The 19,028-nt window shown below is 35.7% G+C and carries 17 protein-coding genes and 1 tRNA gene; all 18 read right to left on the reverse strand.

Translation table 11 applies throughout. The features are described 5' to 3' along the window. Nucleotides 1-1,005 precede the first annotated feature (1,005 nt). The 18 genes from FLA105534_RS17205 to FLA105534_RS17290 all read right to left on the reverse strand — a co-directional run bounded on the left by FLA105534_RS17205 (nt 1,006) and on the right by FLA105534_RS17290 (nt 19,026). Nucleotides 1,006-2,229: a site-specific integrase gene (locus FLA105534_RS17205; protein WP_173967329.1), complete on the reverse strand. Its 1,224-nt coding sequence runs from the start codon at nt 2,227-2,229 to the stop codon at nt 1,006-1,008. Between the two features lie 260 nt (nt 2,230-2,489). Next, nucleotides 2,490-2,577 (reverse strand) — tRNA-Ser (locus FLA105534_RS17210). A 152-nt stretch (nt 2,578-2,729) separates the two neighbouring features. Next, nucleotides 2,730-3,128: an acyl-CoA thioesterase gene (locus FLA105534_RS17215; protein WP_173967330.1), complete on the reverse strand. Its 399-nt coding sequence runs from the start codon at nt 3,126-3,128 to the stop codon at nt 2,730-2,732. A 6-nt stretch (nt 3,129-3,134) separates the two neighbouring features. After that, a complete protein-coding gene (gene ribB / locus FLA105534_RS17220) occupies nt 3,135-4,268 on the reverse strand; it encodes a 3,4-dihydroxy-2-butanone-4-phosphate synthase (RefSeq protein WP_173967331.1) in 1,134 nt (377 codons plus the stop codon). 2 nt (nt 4,269-4,270) lie between these two features. Next, nucleotides 4,271-5,725: an LptF/LptG family permease gene (locus tag FLA105534_RS17225; RefSeq protein ID WP_173967332.1), complete on the reverse strand. Its 1,455-nt coding sequence runs from the start codon at nt 5,723-5,725 to the stop codon at nt 4,271-4,273. An 8-nt stretch (nt 5,726-5,733) separates the two neighbouring features. Next, complete coding sequence (locus FLA105534_RS17230; RefSeq protein WP_173967333.1) at nt 5,734-6,426, reverse strand: LolA family protein; 693 nt, start codon at nt 6,424-6,426, stop codon at nt 5,734-5,736. Between the two features lie 7 nt (nt 6,427-6,433). Beyond that, nucleotides 6,434-8,887: an FtsK/SpoIIIE family DNA translocase gene (locus FLA105534_RS17235; RefSeq protein ID WP_173967334.1), complete on the reverse strand. Its 2,454-nt coding sequence runs from the start codon at nt 8,885-8,887 to the stop codon at nt 6,434-6,436. An 18-nt stretch (nt 8,888-8,905) separates the two neighbouring features. After that, nucleotides 8,906-9,280, reverse strand: coding sequence for a diacylglycerol kinase (locus FLA105534_RS17240; protein WP_089054575.1), 375 nt, complete (start codon nt 9,278-9,280; stop codon nt 8,906-8,908). Between the two features lie 9 nt (nt 9,281-9,289). Next, nucleotides 9,290-9,787, reverse strand: coding sequence for a thiol peroxidase (gene tpx / locus FLA105534_RS17245; protein WP_173967335.1), 498 nt, complete (start codon nt 9,785-9,787; stop codon nt 9,290-9,292). 553 nt (nt 9,788-10,340) lie between these two features. Beyond that, nucleotides 10,341-10,598, reverse strand: coding sequence for a DUF6952 family protein (locus FLA105534_RS17250; RefSeq protein WP_017495510.1), 258 nt, complete (start codon nt 10,596-10,598; stop codon nt 10,341-10,343). A 107-nt stretch (nt 10,599-10,705) separates the two neighbouring features. After that, nucleotides 10,706-11,014: a thioredoxin family protein gene (locus FLA105534_RS17255; protein ID WP_007805605.1), complete on the reverse strand. Its 309-nt coding sequence runs from the start codon at nt 11,012-11,014 to the stop codon at nt 10,706-10,708. Nucleotides 11,015-11,239: 225 nt separating this feature from the next. Continuing rightward, nucleotides 11,240-11,878, reverse strand: coding sequence for a peroxiredoxin (locus FLA105534_RS17260; protein ID WP_173967336.1), 639 nt, complete (start codon nt 11,876-11,878; stop codon nt 11,240-11,242). 137 nt (nt 11,879-12,015) lie between these two features. Next, entirely contained in the window at nt 12,016-13,629 is a 1,614-nt protein-coding gene (locus FLA105534_RS17265; RefSeq protein WP_173967337.1) for a glycoside hydrolase family 3 protein, read from the reverse strand. A gap of 202 nt (nt 13,630-13,831) precedes the next feature. Then, nucleotides 13,832-14,284: a GNAT family N-acetyltransferase gene (locus FLA105534_RS17270; protein WP_173967338.1), complete on the reverse strand. Its 453-nt coding sequence runs from the start codon at nt 14,282-14,284 to the stop codon at nt 13,832-13,834. A gap of 144 nt (nt 14,285-14,428) precedes the next feature. Continuing rightward, on the reverse strand, nt 14,429-14,770 hold the full coding sequence (locus FLA105534_RS17275) for a hypothetical protein (RefSeq protein ID WP_173967339.1): 342 nt from the start codon (nt 14,768-14,770) through the stop codon (nt 14,429-14,431). 23 nt (nt 14,771-14,793) lie between these two features. Further along, nucleotides 14,794-16,116 carry an MFS transporter gene (locus FLA105534_RS17280; RefSeq protein WP_173967340.1) on the reverse strand — a complete coding sequence of 441 codons (1,323 nt, stop codon included), beginning with the start codon at nt 16,114-16,116 and terminating at the stop codon, nt 14,794-14,796. Further along, a complete protein-coding gene (locus FLA105534_RS17285; protein WP_173967341.1) occupies nt 16,103-17,674 on the reverse strand; it encodes a glycoside hydrolase family 10 protein in 1,572 nt (523 codons plus the stop codon). The genes FLA105534_RS17280 and FLA105534_RS17285 overlap by 14 nt, the downstream gene beginning before the upstream one ends. An 83-nt stretch (nt 17,675-17,757) precedes the next feature. After that, nucleotides 17,758-19,026 (reverse strand): acyltransferase family protein, encoded by a 1,269-nt coding sequence (locus tag FLA105534_RS17290; protein ID WP_173967342.1) that lies wholly within the window; start codon nt 19,024-19,026, stop codon nt 17,758-17,760. Nucleotides 19,027-19,028: the final 2 nt, after the last annotated feature.

Genomic DNA, 19,028 nt, shown 5'->3' on the forward strand with positions numbered 1-19,028 from the left:
CAGCAACGTTGACACGTGATGGTGCTGAATATGGAAAATAAATTGTCCCGACAGTGTCGGCACAATTAGAAGTTAAATATGGCAGAAGTTTTACAGAAAAAAAATAAGACGAATGCTTCGTTTTGGAGAACAATTTTTAGATAAGCATATGGTGGTAGCATTGTCTCAAAAATTAAACTGATCATACTTTATTGAATTACTTGAAATGTACAACGACGGAATAATAGTTGCTGAGCACTGGACCGATTTGCTTCCTAAAAAACAGTTTTAAGAAAAAATCATTCATTATTAACCGAAGCAAAAGAAAAAATAGAAAGAAAATAGCTTTCTAAATAAATTTCAAATCCAATTATGTCTACACTGTAGACACAATTGAAATTAAAGAATAATTAATTGAGAGAGAGAAAGCAATTTTTATGCTTCAAACCGCGTAATACAGTTTTCAACCTGAGCTTGTGAAGTAATGTCTTTGTTAAGGTTTAAATTTTTGAAAATGTATGATGCCACAAAATTAAAACTGGGGAAAATCAGTAAAATTACGCCTTAACTTCTATTGCAAAATTGTAGCAATTCCAGTATTATTGTGATCCTTATTTGGGAATTTTATTTATTTTTCTAATTGCGTCTGCAGTGCGGACGCAATTAGAAATGTTTAGAAAGAATAGATTTATTCAATTTGTAAATTGCTATTAAATGTGGAGATTATCGTTTCCGAGCCGAAACCTATATCCTTCAACCTGCAAATTAAAAATCTCTGTTTAGCTGAAATCTCTCAACACTGTTGAGAGATTTGGATAATCTTTATTCACTAAAAAAAATAAAAGGGATATAACTTTTTTGTCCATGTCAATTGTGTCCGCAGTGCGGACACAATTTGAAATGTTTTTGTAGGGTTCGTTTCATTTTATTTATATGTCCGACAAATAGTGCTTTGATTTTATGTTATAAATTTGATGAAAGTTTAAAAGAGGTTGCAAATTAAGGGATCTCTTTCTAAAAAAAATATTACTTAAACTTAGATTTAAGTTTTTCCATATCTTCCATTATATTAACATCTAAAACCTTTGCATAGTGCTGTGTCTGCTTGGTATTGGTATGTCCCATCATTGCAGAAACATTCTCGAGTCTTACTCCATTCCCTAAAGTGACAGTGGTGGCAAAAGTATGTCTGGCAACATACCAGGTAAGATGCTTGTCTATGTTGCAGACGTCAGCAATTTCCTTAAGGTAGGCATTCATTTTCTGGTTGGAAATTTTCGGGATAAGACCTTTCTGCTGGTTCTTATATTTGGCAATAATTTTTTCAACTGTAGCCAATACCGGGACATTGGCTCTGATAGCAGTTTTGGCTCTACTGGTCATAATCCATAAGTTTCCATTTGAATCTTCAGATAAGTTTCTTTCTGTCAATTCCAAGGCATCGACGGGTGCATATCCTGTGTAGCAGCTGAAAAGGAATATATCCTTAACCTTTTCCAGACGGGGCGTTGAAAATATTTTATTCTCGATTGTATTCAGTTCTAGCTGGGTTAGGAAAACAGCATCTTTTACGCTCAGCCTTCCGTCATATACGTTGAATGGGTTTTTTATGATCAAGTCCATTTTTATAGCGTAATTGCAGGCAGTTTTATACATTTTCATATATTTTACCACTGAATTGTTTTTGATGCCTGTCTGGTCTTTAAAATTGCTCTCGTATTTAAGGAACTGTTCGAGTTTAAAAACAAAAGAGCTTGATATTTCAGATGCAGGCATATCTTCCTTTTCGTAGGTACTGGTAATGAAAGCCAAAAGTAAATCCTTTGCTCTTTTATACTTCTGCAGTGAAGCGGCTGCGCGTTCTCCAGAATTGACTCTTTTGGTGAAGAACATATTGTATGTTTCCATAATTGAAATTATGGAAGGACCTTGAGGCTGGCCGATTTGGACTTTTCCTGTAAGTTCAGCTTTTAGCAATTCTAGGTCAACGTCAGGATCAATTCGGAAAAGTTCTGTGAATTTCTTTTCGGCATTAAGCTGCATGAGATCAAGAGAGCTTTTGATTACCTTTTCTTTTTCCGCCTTCAGTGTATTTTTCAGATGGTTTGTCTGGATCCATTTTTCTTTCGAGATATATTTTCCCGAGGCGATTGTAATTGTTTTGTTTTTATAAGAAAGCCTAAGGATAATAGAGCTTTCTCTATCTCGGTTAACTCTGCCGGATTTTAGCAGAAAAATTGTTTTTAACATGTTATCTAGTTTTAAAATTAATAATCAAATTGAATTAAAAATTTTAAGAGAGCCCGTTAACAGCAGGGAATTCCCGGGGAATTCTTTTGTTTTGGTGGTCCATTTTTGAGAAAAACGATCTCAAAAAAAGTGGGACACTGATTGTGCCACCATTCTTTGATAAAACATGTGCTTTTTGAAAAGTGTATAAAAACGAAAAAGCCTTTAAACACTAGTGTTTAAAGGCTTTTGACTTTTAAAGTTTCTTTTGAAACTTCTACTGGCGGAGAAAGAGGGATTCGAACCCCCGGACCTGTTACAGTCAACAGTTTTCAAGACTGCCGCATTCGACCGCTCTGCCATTTCTCCAGTATGTCGCAGATCATTTGCTGATTGCGAGTGCAAATATAAGATGCTTTTTCGGTTCTCAAAACTTTTTTTAGACTTTTTTTGAAAGTTTTTTTTAATAATTTTCAAGTGTCTAGTTACCAGTATTTACGAGAAACTGATTTTTGAAAAAATTAATCCAGGTCGTCTAAAACCGGTACTGGTTTTTTGTTTTCATCAACTGCAACAAACGAAAAAGTTCCTGAAACTACGGTTTCGCGAAGTTCAGAATACATTTGTTCCATAAAAATATCAACGTGAATTTTACAACTCGTTCTTCCAACGCTAATCACTTTGGCTACTAATTCGATTAAAGTTCCGGCAGGAATTGCTTTTTTAAAATCAATTTGACCGGTTGAAATCGTAACTACTTTTTTTCGGCTGAATCGTGTCGCACAAATAAAAGCAACTTCATCCATAAGATGAAGTGCTGTACCTCCAAATAAAGTATCATAATGGTTTGTCGTACTCGGAAAAACCGCTTTAAAAATACGTGTTTCCGATTTTGCAATTCTTTCTTCTAATGTTCCCATGTATATTTAGTAGCTTACGTATTCGGTGATTTCAAGTCCATATCCAATCATTCCCACACGTTTTGTTTGTTCCGTGTTAGAGACTAGTCTGATTTTTGAAATATCAATATCGTGTAAAATCTGAGCGCCAATTCCATAATCTTTACTGTCAATGATCACTTTTGGTGCTTTCATTGTTCCTCCTGCCTGCAAGGCTTTAAGCTCTGCAATTCTATTCAATAGATTCACAGCCGTCATGTCTTGATTTATGAATAGTACAGCGCCTTTGCCGTTTTCATTAATCACCTTAAACATATCGTCTAATTGCTGCTCGGCATTATTGGTCAATGTTCCTAACAAATCATTATTTACTTGTGAAGAATTGATTCTCGTTAAGATTGGTTCTCCCAGATTCCAGGTACCTTTTGTTAACGCAATATGAATTTGTTTGTTGGTAGTCTGTTCGTATGCTCTCAATCTAAAAGTTCCAAAGCGTGTTTCGATGTCAAAATCTTCTTTTTTCACAATCAGACTATCGTGCTGCATTCTGTAGGCTACTAAATCTTCAATTGAAACTAATTTCAAATTGAATTTCTTGGCTACTTTAACCAGTTCCGGTAAGCGTGACATCGTACCGTCTTCATTCAAAATTTCACAGATCACGCCGGCTGGCTTGAATCCAGCTAATCTGGCAAAGTCAATTGCAGCTTCTGTATGTCCTGTTCTTCTTAAAACACCGCCTTGTTTGGCTACCAAAGGAAAAATATGTCCCGGGCGTGCCAGTTCATGTGGTTTAACATTTGAATCTGTTAGTGCTAGTACTGTTTTAGATCGGTCAGCAGCTGAAATTCCCGTGGTTACTCCATGTCCTTTTAAATCAACAGAAACAGTAAAAGCAGTTTCCATATGATCTGTATTGTTTGTAACCATTGGTCTTAGATCCAATTCCTTGCAACGGCTTTCTGTCAATGGGGCACAAATTAACCCACGTCCGTGAGTAGCCATAAAATTGATCATTTCCGGAGTTACTTTTTCGGCTGCAGCCAAAAAATCACCTTCATTTTCACGATCTTCATCATCGACTACAATGATTACTTTACCCTGACGAATGTCTTCAATAGCTTCTTCAATGGTATTCAGTTGTATTTTTGTTGTTGACATAATTATTTTTGATTTTGAGCAGGAAAGAACCGCTCTGAAATTTTTTGAAATAGTTGTGATATTGGAGTTGTAATTGCGTCAAAGTTGATTAATCCGTTGTCGTTAGTAGCGCGATACGTTAATAAAACTGCTAAAGGCAATAATATGAAAGAAGACATCCATGATCCTATAAATGGATTCATCGCGCCTTCCTGAGAAAGTCTTTTTCCAAAAGTATTGATGAAATGGAAAGTAATAAAAATTAAAACTGCAAAAACAATAGGTAAACCAAGTCCTCCTTTACGGATGATGGCTCCTAATGGCGCACCAATAAAAAACATTAGAAAGCAGGCAAACGCAATAACGAATTTTTCATATAAGGCCGTTAAGTGCTTGTTGATGTCTCTTTGTTTCTCTTTTAAATCGTTTTGTGTGGTTTCAATAGAATAGATGTTGCTTGTAACATTACTACTGGCCATTTTAATAACATCAGATTTCTCTTTAGTGGTATAGAGCGATAAAAGATTATTGGGTAAATCTTTTTTCTTTTTATCTGTTTTTAAGGGTGTCGGCGATTTCCGGATCCCAACACGCTGATTGATGTTTTCTGAAAAAGAAATAATTTCATTATCCAGATTTTTGTTAAGTGAATCCAGAGTATAACGAAGTTCACTAACATTCAGCATTCCGTTTGTATTGCTTATATTTTCCTTATCGTCATCGGTTTTGTTTAATTCAGATAAGTCGATATTGATAATTTGCTTTTTAAAAGCTCCCTTTATGAAAGGCAGTTTAGCGCGATCCTCATATTTTTTTGGAGTGACATCCTGATAGTAATAACCATCATTTAAAACTAATTTTAAAATGCTGGATTTTTCGTTACTCATCAGTTTACCGCTTTTAGCCTTAATTACCGTTTTATTTTCACCGGTATTAGTTGGCTTTTCGTGAATAGTAACGCCGGTTAAAATATTCCCATTTTCACCGGATTTTTTGTTGACCTTAATGTTGTAAAAACCAACATCATTAAACTGTCCTTCGGCAATTGCCATTGCAGGCTTGGCCTGTGCAATGTTTTTTCGGAAATTAATAAACTTGTATTCCGCATACGGAATTACATTATTGGCGAACCAAAAAGCGACTATACTTAAAACAAAGATAAATACGATTAAACTTCGCATTGCTCTTTGAAGTGATATTCCGGATGATTTCATGGCCGCGAATTCATAATTCTCAGCCAAATTACCAAAAGTCATAATGGAGGCAAGTAAAACCGATAGGGGTAAAACCAGCGGAATGATTCGGGGCATGGAGAATAAAAGGAATTTTACCACCAAAATCAAATCCAGATCTTTACCTGCAAGTTCTGAGATAAAGAGCCATACGGTTTGAAGTATGAAGATAAAAAAAAGGATTACAAATACCGTAGTAAATGTAATCAGGAATGTTTTTAGTAAGTATTTGTCTAAAATTTTCAACCTTGTAATTAGTCTAATTTATTGATGTAGTATTTTGGATATTTGCTCGCTACAAATGTAAATTGATTTTTTGATAAAGGCTGATTGGTTTTAAAAGAATTAACGGTTAAAGTGGTTTTTGTTCCATTTTTTCCGGTTTCAATCAAATTATAGATGTGTTTAGTCTGAACATCAATACCCAATAGAATTTCTTTTCTTTGGTCTTTTGAGTTTGTAGGGGCTAATTTGATATATTGAATTTTTCTTCCTTTCACGTTTTGAACAATATCCATATTGTATTTATATCCTGAATTGAAGAAAGTCAGCATTTTTGAAGGTGTAATAGCAGTATCGTCTTTTTCGTTTACTTTAGAAATGGTAACCTCTTCATCCTCCGGAACAATAGTGTAAGTTTTCTGACCGTCAAATATCTTAGTTACTCCCATAAAATTCAATACATATTGATTGCCTTTCATTGTCACATTACCTTTACTGTCCTGGTTGATGTTTTCTTTGGTGTTATTCAGGGTGTATTTAAAGTCAATAACAATATTGTTGTAGCTTTTTATTTTAGAAGTTACTTCATTCAATAGATCTTTGGCTTTTTTATCCTGAGCCTGAATAGAAGTGAAGCTCAAAAGCAATAAAACTGCCATTTGAATGCACTTTTTAGTCGTCTTAGTAATAGAATTGTTTTGGATTTCCTGAATTTTTGTTTTCATGATGGGGTTAATTTTGTTCATTGTTAAAAAATTGATCAAGAGCACTTAAGTCAGTTATGTTTACAGTTCTTGCTTTACTGCCTTCAAAAGGGCCAACAATTCCGGCTGCTTCCAGCTGGTCGATCAATCGACCGGCTCTGTTGTATCCCAATTTTAATTTTCTTTGCAGTAATGAAGCGGAACCTTGTTGTGCATTGACAATAATCTCTGCAGCTTCTCTGAATAAAGTGTCTCTTTCGGAAATATCCACATCAAGATTGATGCCAGTTTCTTCTCCAACAAACTCCGGAAGCAAATAAGCCGTAGCATAAGCTTTTTGCGAACCGATAAAATCCGTAATTTTTTCTACCTCAGGAGTGTCGATGAAAGCACACTGTACACGTACCACATCATTTCCATTGGTGTATAATAAATCTCCACGTCCAATTAGTTGATCAGCTCCCTGGGTATCCAGAATAGTTCGGGAATCGATTTTGGAAGTTACTCTAAAGGCAATTCTCGCAGGGAAATTGGCTTTAATCAAACCTGTAATAACGTTTACCGATGGTCTTTGAGTGGCGATAATTAAGTGAATACCAATAGCACGAGCCAGCTGAGCTAAACGCGCAATCGGAATTTCGACTTCTTTACCGGCTGTCATAATCAAATCAGCGAACTCATCTACTACTAAAATAATATAAGGTAAAAAGCGGTGACCTGCTTCAGGGTTCAATTTTCGAGCTCTGAATTTTTCGTTATACTCTTTAATGTTACGTACCATTGCGTCTTTTAGTAAGGAGTAACGGTTGTCCATTTCGGTACAAAGAGAGTTCAGCGTATTTACTACCTTGGCATTGTCTGTGATGATAGCATCTTCGGTATCTGGAAGTTTGGCTAAATAATGTCTTTCAATTTTATTGAAAAGTGTTAGCTCTACTTTTTTCGGATCTACCAGTACGAATTTGACTTCAGCCGGATGTTTCTTGTATAAAAGAGAGGTTAAAACGGCATTCAAACCTACAGATTTTCCTTGTCCGGTTGCTCCCGCCATCAATAAGTGAGGCATTTTGGCTAAATCGACTACAAAAGTTTCGTTTGAGATGGTTTTTCCTAAAGCAATTGGCAATTCCATTTCAGCTTCCTGAAATTTAGCTGATCCAATAACACTTTTCATTGAAACCATTGTTGGGTTCTTATTTGGAACCTCGATACCAATCGTTCCTTTTCCTGGAATTGGAGCTATAATACGAATTCCTAGTGCCGAAAGCGATAGCGCGATATCGTCTTCCAGGCTTTTAATTTTAGAGATTCTGATTCCGGCTTCCGGTACAATTTCGTATAAAGTTACCGATGGACCAACGGTTGCTTTAATTTGGGCAATTTCAATTTTGTAATTGCGGAGTGTATCTACAATTTTGTTTTTATTTTCTTCTAATTCTTCCTGATTGATGGTGATTCCGCCAGTCGAATATTCTTTTAATAAATCAATTGTTGGGAATTTGTAATTGGATAAATCTAAAGTTGGATCAAATAATCCGAAATCGGCTACCAGACGTGAAGCCAGATTTTCTTCGATAATATCCTCTTCTTCCGCTTTTTCAATTACGAATTCTTCTGTGTGAACAGGAGTTTTAACAGTTACCGGATTTACATCCATTTGAACTGGTTTTAAAATCGGATTCAAATCAATTTCGGATGCATTTGAAATGGTTGGTTTCAATGCTTCTTTATTGATTTCGAATTGGCTGACATCAGATTTTAAGTGAATATTGTCTAATTCCGAATCTTCTTCCTTGATTGCAAATTCCTCTAAGTTATAAGCACTTTCGGCTTCCTGAGGTTTTTTCATAGCGGCTAGTTCCGAACTGAATTCTTTTTTGGTAGAATCAAAAAACGTTTGAATTTTTTCAGGTGATAGTTTGATTTTGAAAATCAGGTACACAATTAATCCAAAAAGAAGCGTAAGTAAAGTACCTGTTTTTCCAATGTAATCTTGTAAAAACAGGTTAAGCTCGTATCCAATTGTTCCACCCAATTCAGGTGCCGATGTGGCAAAAAATCCAAAAAGGACAGAAACAATAATAATAGCAAAAAGATCCCAAAACCAAATGTTTTTTAATTTTTTGGTAGAGAGTTCCAGGGCCAGAAACATTCCGGTAAGGAAAAATAAACGTACCAGTATAAAAGCGGCAATACCAAAACCTTTGTATACAATAAGATCGGCGAGGAAAGCCCCGAATTTCCCGAGCCAGTTTTCTACAACTTCAGCACGATCGCCAAGCTGGCTTACAGCACTTTGGTCAGATTGCCATTGTCCGTTGACATAAAAAGAAATAAATGCAACTAATAGTGCAACTGAAAAGAGCACCAAAAGGCATCCGGAAACAAACTTTTGTTGCTTGGTTAATTTCCAGTACTTTGCCGTTTCAGTCTTTGGTTCGTTTTTTTTGTCTAAAGTTTCTTTTTTGGTTGTTTTTGCCATTCTTGCGTTTCCTGTTGCCTATGTAAATTTTGGGATATAAATGATTAAGCCTATTGCTATTGCTGTCATTGCAGCAAAAAATACCGCTCCGGCCGCAATATCTTTAATAAAACCGATTCGTTTGCTGTAATCAGGGTGAATAAAATCAGCAATTTTTTCTACTGCGGTATTCAGACCTTCAACACTTAAAACTAAACCTATGGCTAATGTTTGACACAGCCATTCGGTCTGTGAAATATGAAAATAAAACCCGGCAATGGTCATGATAATTCCTAGAGAGAATTGAACCATAATGCTGTGTTCTGTTTTAATAAGTTTTACGGCTCCATTAAAAGCGTATGTCATACTTTTTAATCGGCCAGTAACAAAGGTATTATCTTTTTGAAATTCCATTTAAAGATCTTATAGTGCTGCTAAAGCTGCTTCGTAATTTGGTTCGTTAGCAATTTCAGCTACTTGTTCTGTGTGAATTACTTTTCCATCAGCATCAACTACAATGATTGCTCTTGAATGTAAGCCTGCTAAAGGTCCGTCAACAATTTCTAAACCATTAGTTTTTCCAAAATCTCCTGCTTGGAAATCAGATAAATTAACTACATTTTCTAATCCTTCAGCGCCACAAAAACGTTTTTGAGCAAATGGCAAATCTCTTGAAATACACAATACAGTTGTGTTCTCTAAATTGCTGGCGCTTTCGTTGAATTTTCTAACAGATGTAGCACAAGTTCCGGTATCAATACTCGGGAAAATGTTTAAAACTAATTTTTTTCCGGCGAAATTGCTTAAAGAAGCAACGGATAAATCGTTCTGTACTAATTTGAAATCAGCTAGTTGCGATCCAACTGTTGGTAACTCGCCTGAAGTATGAATAGGATTTCCTCCCAATGTTATTGAAGCCATGATTTTTATTTAAATTAATGAGGTTCAAAAGTAAGGATTAATATTTGAATCTAAAAGTATTTGTTCGTGGGTTTAAGGAGAGATTAAGGATGTTTTGTGGACGGCCACGAATTCATGAATTATTTTAGATTTATCGCAAAGTATGTCATTTCGATGAATGAGAAATCGCGCCAGTGAATCGATAAAGATTGGTGATTTTGATTGTAGAGTTTCTTGTTTGATCCGCTTCGTCTATACACTATCGCTCGGGTCTCCTTCGACCTCGCTCAGGAGAACACTCGTGGTTTAAACCGAGAGTGTGACGGCAAACTGAGGCTGTAAACTATGACCACGACCGAAAACTGAGACTGAATACTGAGACTGAATACTGAGACTGAGAACTGAGACTGAGAACTGAGACTGAGAACTGAGACTGAGAACTGAGACTGAGAACTGAGACTGAGAACTGAGACTGAATACTTAGACTGAATACTTAGACTGAAAACTAAAAAAAAGCGTCTCAAAATTGAAACGCTTTTTTCCTTGTCATGTTTTTTTTATTTGTAATGCTCGATTATTTATCGATGGAACCTAAAACACGTTTCATAAACGCGTTTAGAGCTTCTTTTTTATCAGTGCCCTGAACTACCATTTTATGTACTTCAAGCGCACCATACATATTTGAAATTAATTCGCCAATTACATCTAATTCTTCATCTTTTAAAGACGGAATTTCAGTCATAGCTTCTAAAACTTCGATGGTTTCAATGATATAATCCTGATCGTTTTCTTCGATGAATTGCGTCAATTGCTTTATTACGGGTAATTTCATAATTAGATTTCTTAGATTTTTAGACATTCTTAGATTTCTTAGACTTTCTTGAAAATTCAGACGTCGTCTAAGGAGTCTAAAGATCTAAGTAAGTCTAACCAATCTCATTACGCGATAGCGTTTACCAAGTCGATTAAAACTTCTTGTTTGTTGGTTTGAGTTTCTCCAACCAATTGTCCGTTTACAAAAGTAGCGAAAGTAGGCAGGTTGCTTACATTGGCTAACTTTCTTGATTCCGGAGAATTTTCAGCATCAACCAAAACAAAAGTGATAGCTTCGTTTTCTGTTGCTAATTTTTTGAATTTTGGTTTCATAATACGGCAATTTCCACACCATGAAGCTGAATATTGTACTACTACTTTTTCGTTTTTAGCAACTAAATCTGCTAACGTATCTTCGTTTAAGTCGATTAACATTTGTTTATATTTTTAAGGTTCAAAGTGGCAAAGGTGCAGAGGGACAAAGTTTTGAAAACTTTGTTTAATATCACAACAAATTTCTTTCGTTGTTTAATCTTTGCCGTATTTTTTTAGGAGAGTTAAAGTTACAAAGGTTCACGGGATTAAAAATAATAACGTTATCCATTGTGACAAAAACACTTTGCCACTCTGTACCTATGAACCTTTGTAACTTTTAAAAAATTAGTTTGCGCTCAAATACTCAGCAGTACTTAATCTGTCTGCGCTCATTGCTTCTTTTCCAGCTTCCCAGTTTGCAGGACAAACTTCACCTTTAGTTTGAATATGAGTGTAAGCGTCTACCATTCTTAAGTATTCGTTTACGTTACGTCCTAATGGCATATCGTTAACACTTTCGTGGAAAATTTTTCCAGTTTCGTCAATTAAGTAAGTAGCTCTGTATGGTACGTTTGAACCTTCGATGATAACTGAATCAGTTTCTTCGCTGTAGCTTGTAGCTTCGATATCAAGAATACCTAAAATATTAGCTAAGTTACGGTTAGTATCTGCTAAGATTGGGTAAGTTACACCTTCGATTCCACCATTGTTTTTTGGAGTGTTTAACCAAGCAAAGTGTACTTCGTTTGTGTCACATGAAGCTCCGATTACGATAGTATTTCTTTTTTCAAATTCTGGTAAAGCAGCTTGGAAGGCGTGTAATTCAGTTGGGCAAACAAAAGTGAAATCTTTTGGGTACCAAAACAATAATACTTTTTTGTTGTTGTTTACTGCTTCTTCAAAAATGTTGATTTTTAAATTATCACCCATTTCAGAGATAGCATCAACTGCAATACTTGGGAATTTTTTTCCTACTAAAGACATATTTTTCGTTTTAAAGTTAAAAATTTATTTCTGGTGCAAAAGTAGGGTATAAGTATACATTCTTACAATAAGATGTGATTATAAATATTTATTAACCGATAGTTTTTGGTTATACTTGATTGTTTGTGAGTTGTAAGTTATTGAATGTCAATATTTACAGGAAGGCTGCCTTTGCAAATTCCATTTTCAAGAAATTGAATTCCGGCATTTTTTTGAAACTCTTCAAAATCCTGATATACCTGAATAAGTCCTGAAGCATTTGAAAGGTTTGGGATTATTGGTAAAACATATGGATTTCCGAAAACATAAAGAATGCACTTTTTAGTTTGAAGTAAATCCGAGAGTAGTGTTAAAACTTCGGTATTGATTTCGAAATTGTTCATCGGTTTTGCTTTCGGAACAAATAAGGAAATGATAATGGTTTCAAACGGTTCCAGATTTTTTTGGATTTCCTGAATATTTGAATCTTCCGGATTTTCAAAAGCAAATTCAGCTGAATTTAATTTTGAATTTAAGGTTTGAAAGAAAGGATTATTGCTGTTTTTGTACAAACTGAGTTTGGCCAGCTGCTTGTTTTCTTGTGCTTCAAGAATCTGTTCTGTAGTGAAATTATCGATGATTTTGGTGATAGAATTTTGAGCAATTTCAAGGTTTAAAGCCGAAGCGTTTTCAAAATTCAGTTCTCCTGAAGTAAAGGGAGTTTCATCTAAAATGCCAACTTTTTGTTTGGCGCTAATGATTCTGTTAAAACTTTCTTCAATGCGTTCCGGAGAAGCATTTTTAAGAATAGATTCAATTCCTTCCGGAACATTTTCGGCGAAACATAAAATGTCGTTACCGGCATTGAAGGCTTCCCATTCGAGTTCTCCTTTGGTTTCGTATAATTTAGAAACGCTGTGCATGTTCAGGGCGTCAGAAATTACTAAACCGTCGTAACCCAGTTGTTCTCGTAAAAGTGTTTCGATAATAGGTTTTGATAAGGTCGCCGATGTGTTTTTTCCATCATTTAAACTTGGAACCGCCAAATGTCCAATCATAATCGAATCGACATTGTTCTCAATTCCTTTAATAAATGGGTACAATTCATTCTCCAGTAATTCGTCCAAAGTTTCGTTTAAAACGGGTAATCCCAGATGCGAATCGACATTGGTATTTCCGTGTCCGGGAAAGTGTTTCAGGCAGCCTAAAATTCCGACCTCGGACATACCTTTAAGATATTCGACAGCAAAATGGGCTACTTTTTCTTTGTTCTCACCAAAAGAACGATAACCTATTACGGGATTATTCGGGTTATTGTTGATGTCTGCCAGTGGCGACAAGTTGTAATGAATACCGGCGGCTTTTAAATCTAAACCAATTTGTTTCCCCACTTCATAAACCAGATTCGATTTATTTTCCGGTAAGGCGCCTAACGTAATGGCGTACGGGTATTGCGGTGTTTTCTCAATGCGCATGGCCAAGCCCCATTCGGCATCAATACTGATTAAAAGAGGGGTAGAAGCTGCTTTTTGATAACGAACAATCAGGTCTTTTATTTTTTGATAACTATCATCATTAAAAATGACTTTTTTCTTGCTTTCGTAGTTCGTTGCAGCACTGGCACGGCTGTGAAAAAAGGTAAGCCCACCAATGTTATATTCTTTTATTAAACGTTCGGTTTCCTGAATGTTTTCTTCGGTATCGTTTATAAAAACTGCAGGAAAAAAGAATTGTCCCACTTTTTGTCTTAATGCTTGTGCTGTCATTTTCATTAGTATAAAACCCGTTAGGTTGTAATTCGTAAAAGTTTAATTAAACACATAGAAACATAGATCTTATGTGTAAAAAAGGATACAAAAAAGAATTATATTTCTTTCACATAACCGGCTTTGTGTATTTTAAATAGGTCAAATGCTTTTTTTCTGCTAAAAAAATCTATGTTTCTATGTGTTAAAAATAATTACACCCAATAGATTATTCTAAAGTCTTTTTCATGCAAACACTATTCTCCATTTTTTCGTAAGGAGGATAATTTGGAATAATAGCGTAACCTAATTTTTGGTACAAATTGATTGCCTCCGGCTGATTTTTACCGGTTTCTAAAATCGTATAATGGTATTCAGCTTCCTTGGCCCATCGTTCCAGTTCTGCCAGAACCTGAGAAGCAATTCCTCTTTTGCGGAAATTCGGATGTACAAACATGCGTTTGATTTCTACCGTATCTTTTTCTTTTTCTCTGAAAGCGCCACAACCTACAGCCACATCATTTTCGTAAAAAACGACAACATGTTTTATTTGATCGGTCTTGTTGAATTGATTGTAAAAGGCATGGTCCTCTCCATCCCTGATTTTTAAATCCTGATCCAGTAAAATGACCAGATTTTTAAAATCAGTATCGTCTGAGTTTGTTCGTTTTAGTTTGATCATGATTCAAAAAAGTTGAGTAAAATAAAACCAAGTTGCTCTTATTTTCTACCATTAAGATATTAAGTAAATTAAGCCAAGCTGAGCTTTATTATCTTAATCTCTTAATGGTGAAAAGAAAATTAAGCTTAATTTTAAAATATTTATTTATTTCAGTTTTGCCTTTTTTTGTTTGGCTAATTGTTTCTTAGTTTCAATTGCTTTTTCTAATCGATTTTTGAAACGGAAGAGTTTCGGCAAACCTTCGATTCTGTCTTCGATTGTAATTTCTTCATAAACGATAATGGCTTTTTCTAAAACTCTAATTTCATTATCGATATTATTTTCGTTTTTGTAGATCGTTGCTAATCGATCATAAGGATGATTTCCTTTAAAGCTTTCCTTGACATTTTCCTCGTATAGCTCAATTGCTTTTTCTAAATTTCCTGTTTTCTCGAACTCAGTTCCTTTTAAGTTGCGTTCGGCCTGCAAATTCTCATTGATTTCCATAGGTAAGATGTTTGATTTGGGGTTTAAACTTCTTCAGATTTTTTCCCAAAATCTTTCGGGAAAATTAAAAAACGTGATAAAATAAGACCTGGAATTGTAGCTATTATGACCCAAATAAAGAAGTTTTCATAGCCTAAATATTTTTGTATAAAGCCACTAAGCATTCCCGGAAGCATCATTCCTAATGCCATAAAACCAGTCGCAAGCGCATAATGTGCGGTTTTTGATTCTCCTTCTGCAACATGTATTAAATACATCATAAAGCCTGTGAAACCAAAACCGTATCCAAATTGTTCCAGAATAACAGTAATACAGGTATAAAGATTTAAAGGAGAGTTAATTTCGAAAAAATAAAGATTTAAATGAAGATGGAAAACATTCTCCGGTTGAAAATGAGCCAATCCAATAAAGCCAAGAATAGGCAGATGCATGGTCAAAAACATAGGAAGCATCCATTTGGTAAGACCGTGTTTAGAGATGGCGATTCCGCCTAAAATTCCTCCAACAGTCAAGGCAAAAATACCTAAAGTTCCGTAAATTATTCCAACTGCTTCCGTATCTAATCCCATTCCGCCTAATTCCTTTCCGTCAAGTAAAAAAGGACTTAACATTTTAAGTAATTGAGATTCACCAAGTCTGAAAACAAGGATAAAAGCGAGAATTACTCCAATTTGTTTTTTCTGAAAGAAACTTATGAATATAGTTGCAAAGTTTTGATGATGTGTTTTATCTGTCCCTTCTGATGTGTTTATTTCGTCTTTTGGAGTAAAGATGAAATTGTAAACGGTAATAAATGTCATTAATAAACCGACAAAAATCATGGTATACGACCAGGCTTTTGTATTGTCGCCATATTTATGTTCTAAATAACCTGCAAGCAAAACAATTAATCCATTTCCGGTAAGCATCGAAAGTCTGTAAAATGTACTTCTGATTCCCAAGAAAAAAGATTGTTGCTCTTTTGGTAAAACCAATAGATAAAAGCCATCACTGGCAATATCATTAGAAGCTGAAGCAAAAGCGGCAACCCAGAATATGGCTAAAGTCATCATGAAAAATCCACTCGCCGGTATCGTAAATCCGACTAATAGAAAAGCAATAGAAATGAGCAATTGCATCGATAAAAACCATTTTCTTTTAGTTCCTGTCAATTCAATAAAAGGGCTCCAGAGTGGTTTTATCACCCAGGGTAAGTATAATAAACTGGTGTAAACACCGATATCCTCATTTGAAATCCCCAGATTTTTGTACATAATTACTGAAACGGAGATAATGATGGCATAAGGTAATCCAGATGCGAAATTGAGAAACGGAATCCAGAACCATGGTTTGTTATCTGTTTTCATTAGGCTGAGCAGGGGTATAAGGTTTAAATGTCTTTTTTAAGTCGATGGCAGCAGGAGTACTTTCATTAGCATAATAATCGATAAAAGTTACGGCACAGGCTTTGTACTTGCTGATTTTTTCGGCAGGAATGTTAAAGGTAATCACATCGCCAGTTTCGTGAACTGTAATTTTATCGATGATTTTTGTAGCATCATTAATATCTACTTTCGAGACATGATCGCCACCATAAATTACCATATAGCGCACTTTTGTGTTCAACGGATTTTTGATCGTGAAGGTGTATTTGCTGTTGTCTTTGGAGTATTCATTTACAACTGGTATATCGATTACAATGTGTTTTAAATTAGGAACTGCAGCCGGAAGTGCCGGATACTTGTATTGATTTTCCTCTAAAAGACGAACAATGTCAAAGTTTTTGTTCATAAACCATTTGGAGCTGAAATAAGCACTTCCGCTTACTTTTTTGAAGCTTCGGGCATAATCAATCTGATTTGGGATTTCACTGGCAAAATTCCAGCTTTTATCATTATCTCCTCTAATTTTATAAGAGGCATGTCCGATATACAAAGCGGTATTGTTTGAGTTCTCTGACCACCATTTTACTAATTTTGAATAGGAGGCTCTCGGGTTGTTCATGCTCCAGTACAATTGAGGCAGAATGTAATCGATCCATTTTTGATCCATCCATAAAACAGGATCAGCGTACAAATCGTCATAATTGGAAGTCGATTGGGTTTCAGAACCTTTTGGATCCTGAGATTTATTTCTCCAAACGCCAAACGGACTGATTCCGAATTGTACCCATGGTTTACTGGCTTTTATCATTGTAGAAATGGTGTGTACAAAATTGCTCACATTTGCACGACGCCAATCGCCAATGCTTAGTCCGGCTCCGTATTTTTTATAAGAGGCAGTATCGTTAAAGGTTTTTCCCGAAACAGTGTACGGATAAAAATAATCGTCAAAATGAATGGCGTCGATATCGTATTTGTCAACTACTTCTTTTACTACTTTGGTTAAGTGTTCCTGCACTTCAGGCAATGCCGGATCGTAATATATTTTTCCGGCATATTCGATCATCCATTCCGGATGTTTAAAAATGTCGTGATTGGGGCTAAGTTGCTGTTTGTTTAGATCGAAAGTGGCGCGATATGGATTCAGCCAGGCGTGAAATTCAAAACCTCTTTTATGGGCTTCCTCGATCATCCAGGCCAATGTGTCGTAATACGGATTTGGCGCCTGACCTTCTTTACCAGTCAGGAAACGGGACCAGGGTGCCAGTTCTGTAGGGTACAAAGCATCACCAACACTTCTCACCTGAACAATTACGGCGTTGTAATTTAATTTTTTATAAGCTTCTAAAATTTCAAGATAGTCTGCTTTTTCTTTCTCCACGCCGTCTGTAGCCGTTTTGGGCCAGTCGATATTTACCACGGTTGCAATCCAGACCCCTCTAAATTCGTTTTTAGGGTAAAGGTTTTTTTCCTGTGCATTGGATTTCCATCCAAAGAGAAATAAAAATAGAATAGAGAATAATAGTTGCTGATTTTTATGCATTTCAATCTTTTTTAACAGAAACCAAAAATAGTTTTTTTAGATGAGTATAAGAAATTATATGCTCTTCGTTTTTTTTACAAAAATTATACCTTAAAAATGAGTCCTTTTTTGTAAAAATATCCTAACATACAACTCCACAAAAGAACATATAGTATAGAATAGGTCAGGGAAGATAACATTTGATTTTCAAAAAGCGGACTGATCCAATATTGGTAAGCATAGTCTCTAACGTTGATGGGATCTGAAATATTTTGAGGGTTCTGAACTTTAAGCAACGCGAGTGCACGCGGCAATATTCCGGAAACAAAGAATACGATCATCGGGTTTACACCCCAGCTTAGTAAAAAAGATGTCCATTTTTTATGGTTCAGTACGTCTACGATATAATAAATCAGAGTTAGAAGGAAAAGGGCAATTCCGGCAGTAAACAATACATAAGAACTGCTCCAGAGTGCTTTGTTTAACGGGAAAACAATTGACCATAGCAGCCCTGAAATAAGGAGTACGCTGCTTAAGATTACCATTTTTTTAGCAATTTCGATTTTAGGTAAAGGTTTAAGCAGTAATTGTCCAATTAGTAAACCGATCAATCCGTTGGCTATAGTGGGTACCGTGCTTAAAACACCTTCGGGATCCCAGGTTTTGGTAGCGATATACATGTGATCTTTGAGTAAAATACTATCCAGCCACGAAGCTAAATTGGTACCGGGTTCGAGGTTTGCAGGACCAATTCCGGGAACGGGAATCAGCGTCATTATGGCCCAGTATCCCAATAAAATAAGAACACTTAGAAGGATTTGAGTTTTTATGTTTGTTTTTAAATAAACAATCGACACCAATAAATAGACAATCCCGATGCGTTGCAACACACCCGGAAGCCTGACATCGCTGAAATTTTCGTGTCCACCGTAAGCTAAAGCCAGGAAAATGACGAAAAGCCCGACGGCCAAAATGGTTTTGGTTTTAAGATTGAAATTTCCAATTAAAGCATATCCAACTGCCGCAGTAATAAGTAAACGTATTAGAAGGAGCGGGAATCCATCTAGTCCTAAAAAATAAATACTGTTAAAAAAGTACAGAAAGAACCCAAGGCAAATAATGCGCAGGGAACGGGTAATTATTTTTAAGATATTTTCGGGTTTGTTCTGTTTGATGGGCATGGCAAGAGGAATCGCAATTCCGACAACCAGAATAAAAAACGGAAAAACAAGATCGGCTAAGGTACAGCCGTTCCATTTTGCGTGATCGAGAATGGGGTAAACGTAATCCCAACTTCCCGGATTGTTTACAACGGTCATTAACAAGACGGTAAGTCCTCTTAAAACATCAACTGAAATGATACGATCTTTCATTT

The organism is Flavobacterium collinsii (assembly GCF_902804485.1).
In the GTDB taxonomy this organism is placed as follows: domain Bacteria; phylum Bacteroidota; class Bacteroidia; order Flavobacteriales; family Flavobacteriaceae; genus Flavobacterium; species Flavobacterium collinsii.

What these genes read in the sequence shown, in the direction of transcription:
- FLA105534_RS17205 (WP_173967329.1), bottom strand. Translation starts at nt 2,229, where the DNA reads ATGTTAAAAACAATTTTTCTGCTAAAATCCGGCAGAGTTAACCGAGAT.
- FLA105534_RS17215 (WP_173967330.1), bottom strand. Translation starts at nt 3,128, where the DNA reads ATGGGAACATTAGAAGAAAGAATTGCAAAATCGGAAACACGTATTTTT.
- ribB (WP_173967331.1), bottom strand. Translation starts at nt 4,268, where the DNA reads ATGTCAACAACAAAAATACAACTGAATACCATTGAAGAAGCTATTGAA.
- FLA105534_RS17230 (WP_173967333.1), bottom strand. Translation starts at nt 6,426, where the DNA reads ATGAAAACAAAAATTCAGGAAATCCAAAACAATTCTATTACTAAGACG.
- FLA105534_RS17235 (WP_173967334.1), bottom strand. Translation starts at nt 8,887, where the DNA reads ATGGCAAAAACAACCAAAAAAGAAACTTTAGACAAAAAAAACGAACCA.
- FLA105534_RS17240 (WP_089054575.1), bottom strand. Translation starts at nt 9,280, where the DNA reads ATGGAATTTCAAAAAGATAATACCTTTGTTACTGGCCGATTAAAAAGT.
- tpx (WP_173967335.1), bottom strand. Translation starts at nt 9,787, where the DNA reads ATGGCTTCAATAACATTGGGAGGAAATCCTATTCATACTTCAGGCGAG.
- FLA105534_RS17250 (WP_017495510.1), bottom strand. Translation starts at nt 10,598, where the DNA reads ATGAAATTACCCGTAATAAAGCAATTGACGCAATTCATCGAAGAAAAC.
- FLA105534_RS17255 (WP_007805605.1), bottom strand. Translation starts at nt 11,014, where the DNA reads ATGTTAATCGACTTAAACGAAGATACGTTAGCAGATTTAGTTGCTAAA.
- FLA105534_RS17260 (WP_173967336.1), bottom strand. Translation starts at nt 11,878, where the DNA reads ATGTCTTTAGTAGGAAAAAAATTCCCAAGTATTGCAGTTGATGCTATC.
- FLA105534_RS17265 (WP_173967337.1), bottom strand. Translation starts at nt 13,629, where the DNA reads ATGAAAATGACAGCACAAGCATTAAGACAAAAAGTGGGACAATTCTTT.
- FLA105534_RS17270 (WP_173967338.1), bottom strand. Translation starts at nt 14,284, where the DNA reads ATGATCAAACTAAAACGAACAAACTCAGACGATACTGATTTTAAAAAT.
- FLA105534_RS17275 (WP_173967339.1), bottom strand. Translation starts at nt 14,770, where the DNA reads ATGGAAATCAATGAGAATTTGCAGGCCGAACGCAACTTAAAAGGAACT.
- FLA105534_RS17280 (WP_173967340.1), bottom strand. Translation starts at nt 16,116, where the DNA reads ATGAAAACAGATAACAAACCATGGTTCTGGATTCCGTTTCTCAATTTC.
- FLA105534_RS17285 (WP_173967341.1), bottom strand. Translation starts at nt 17,674, where the DNA reads ATGCATAAAAATCAGCAACTATTATTCTCTATTCTATTTTTATTTCTC.
- FLA105534_RS17290 (WP_173967342.1), bottom strand. Translation starts at nt 19,026, where the DNA reads ATGAAAGATCGTATCATTTCAGTTGATGTTTTAAGAGGACTTACCGTC.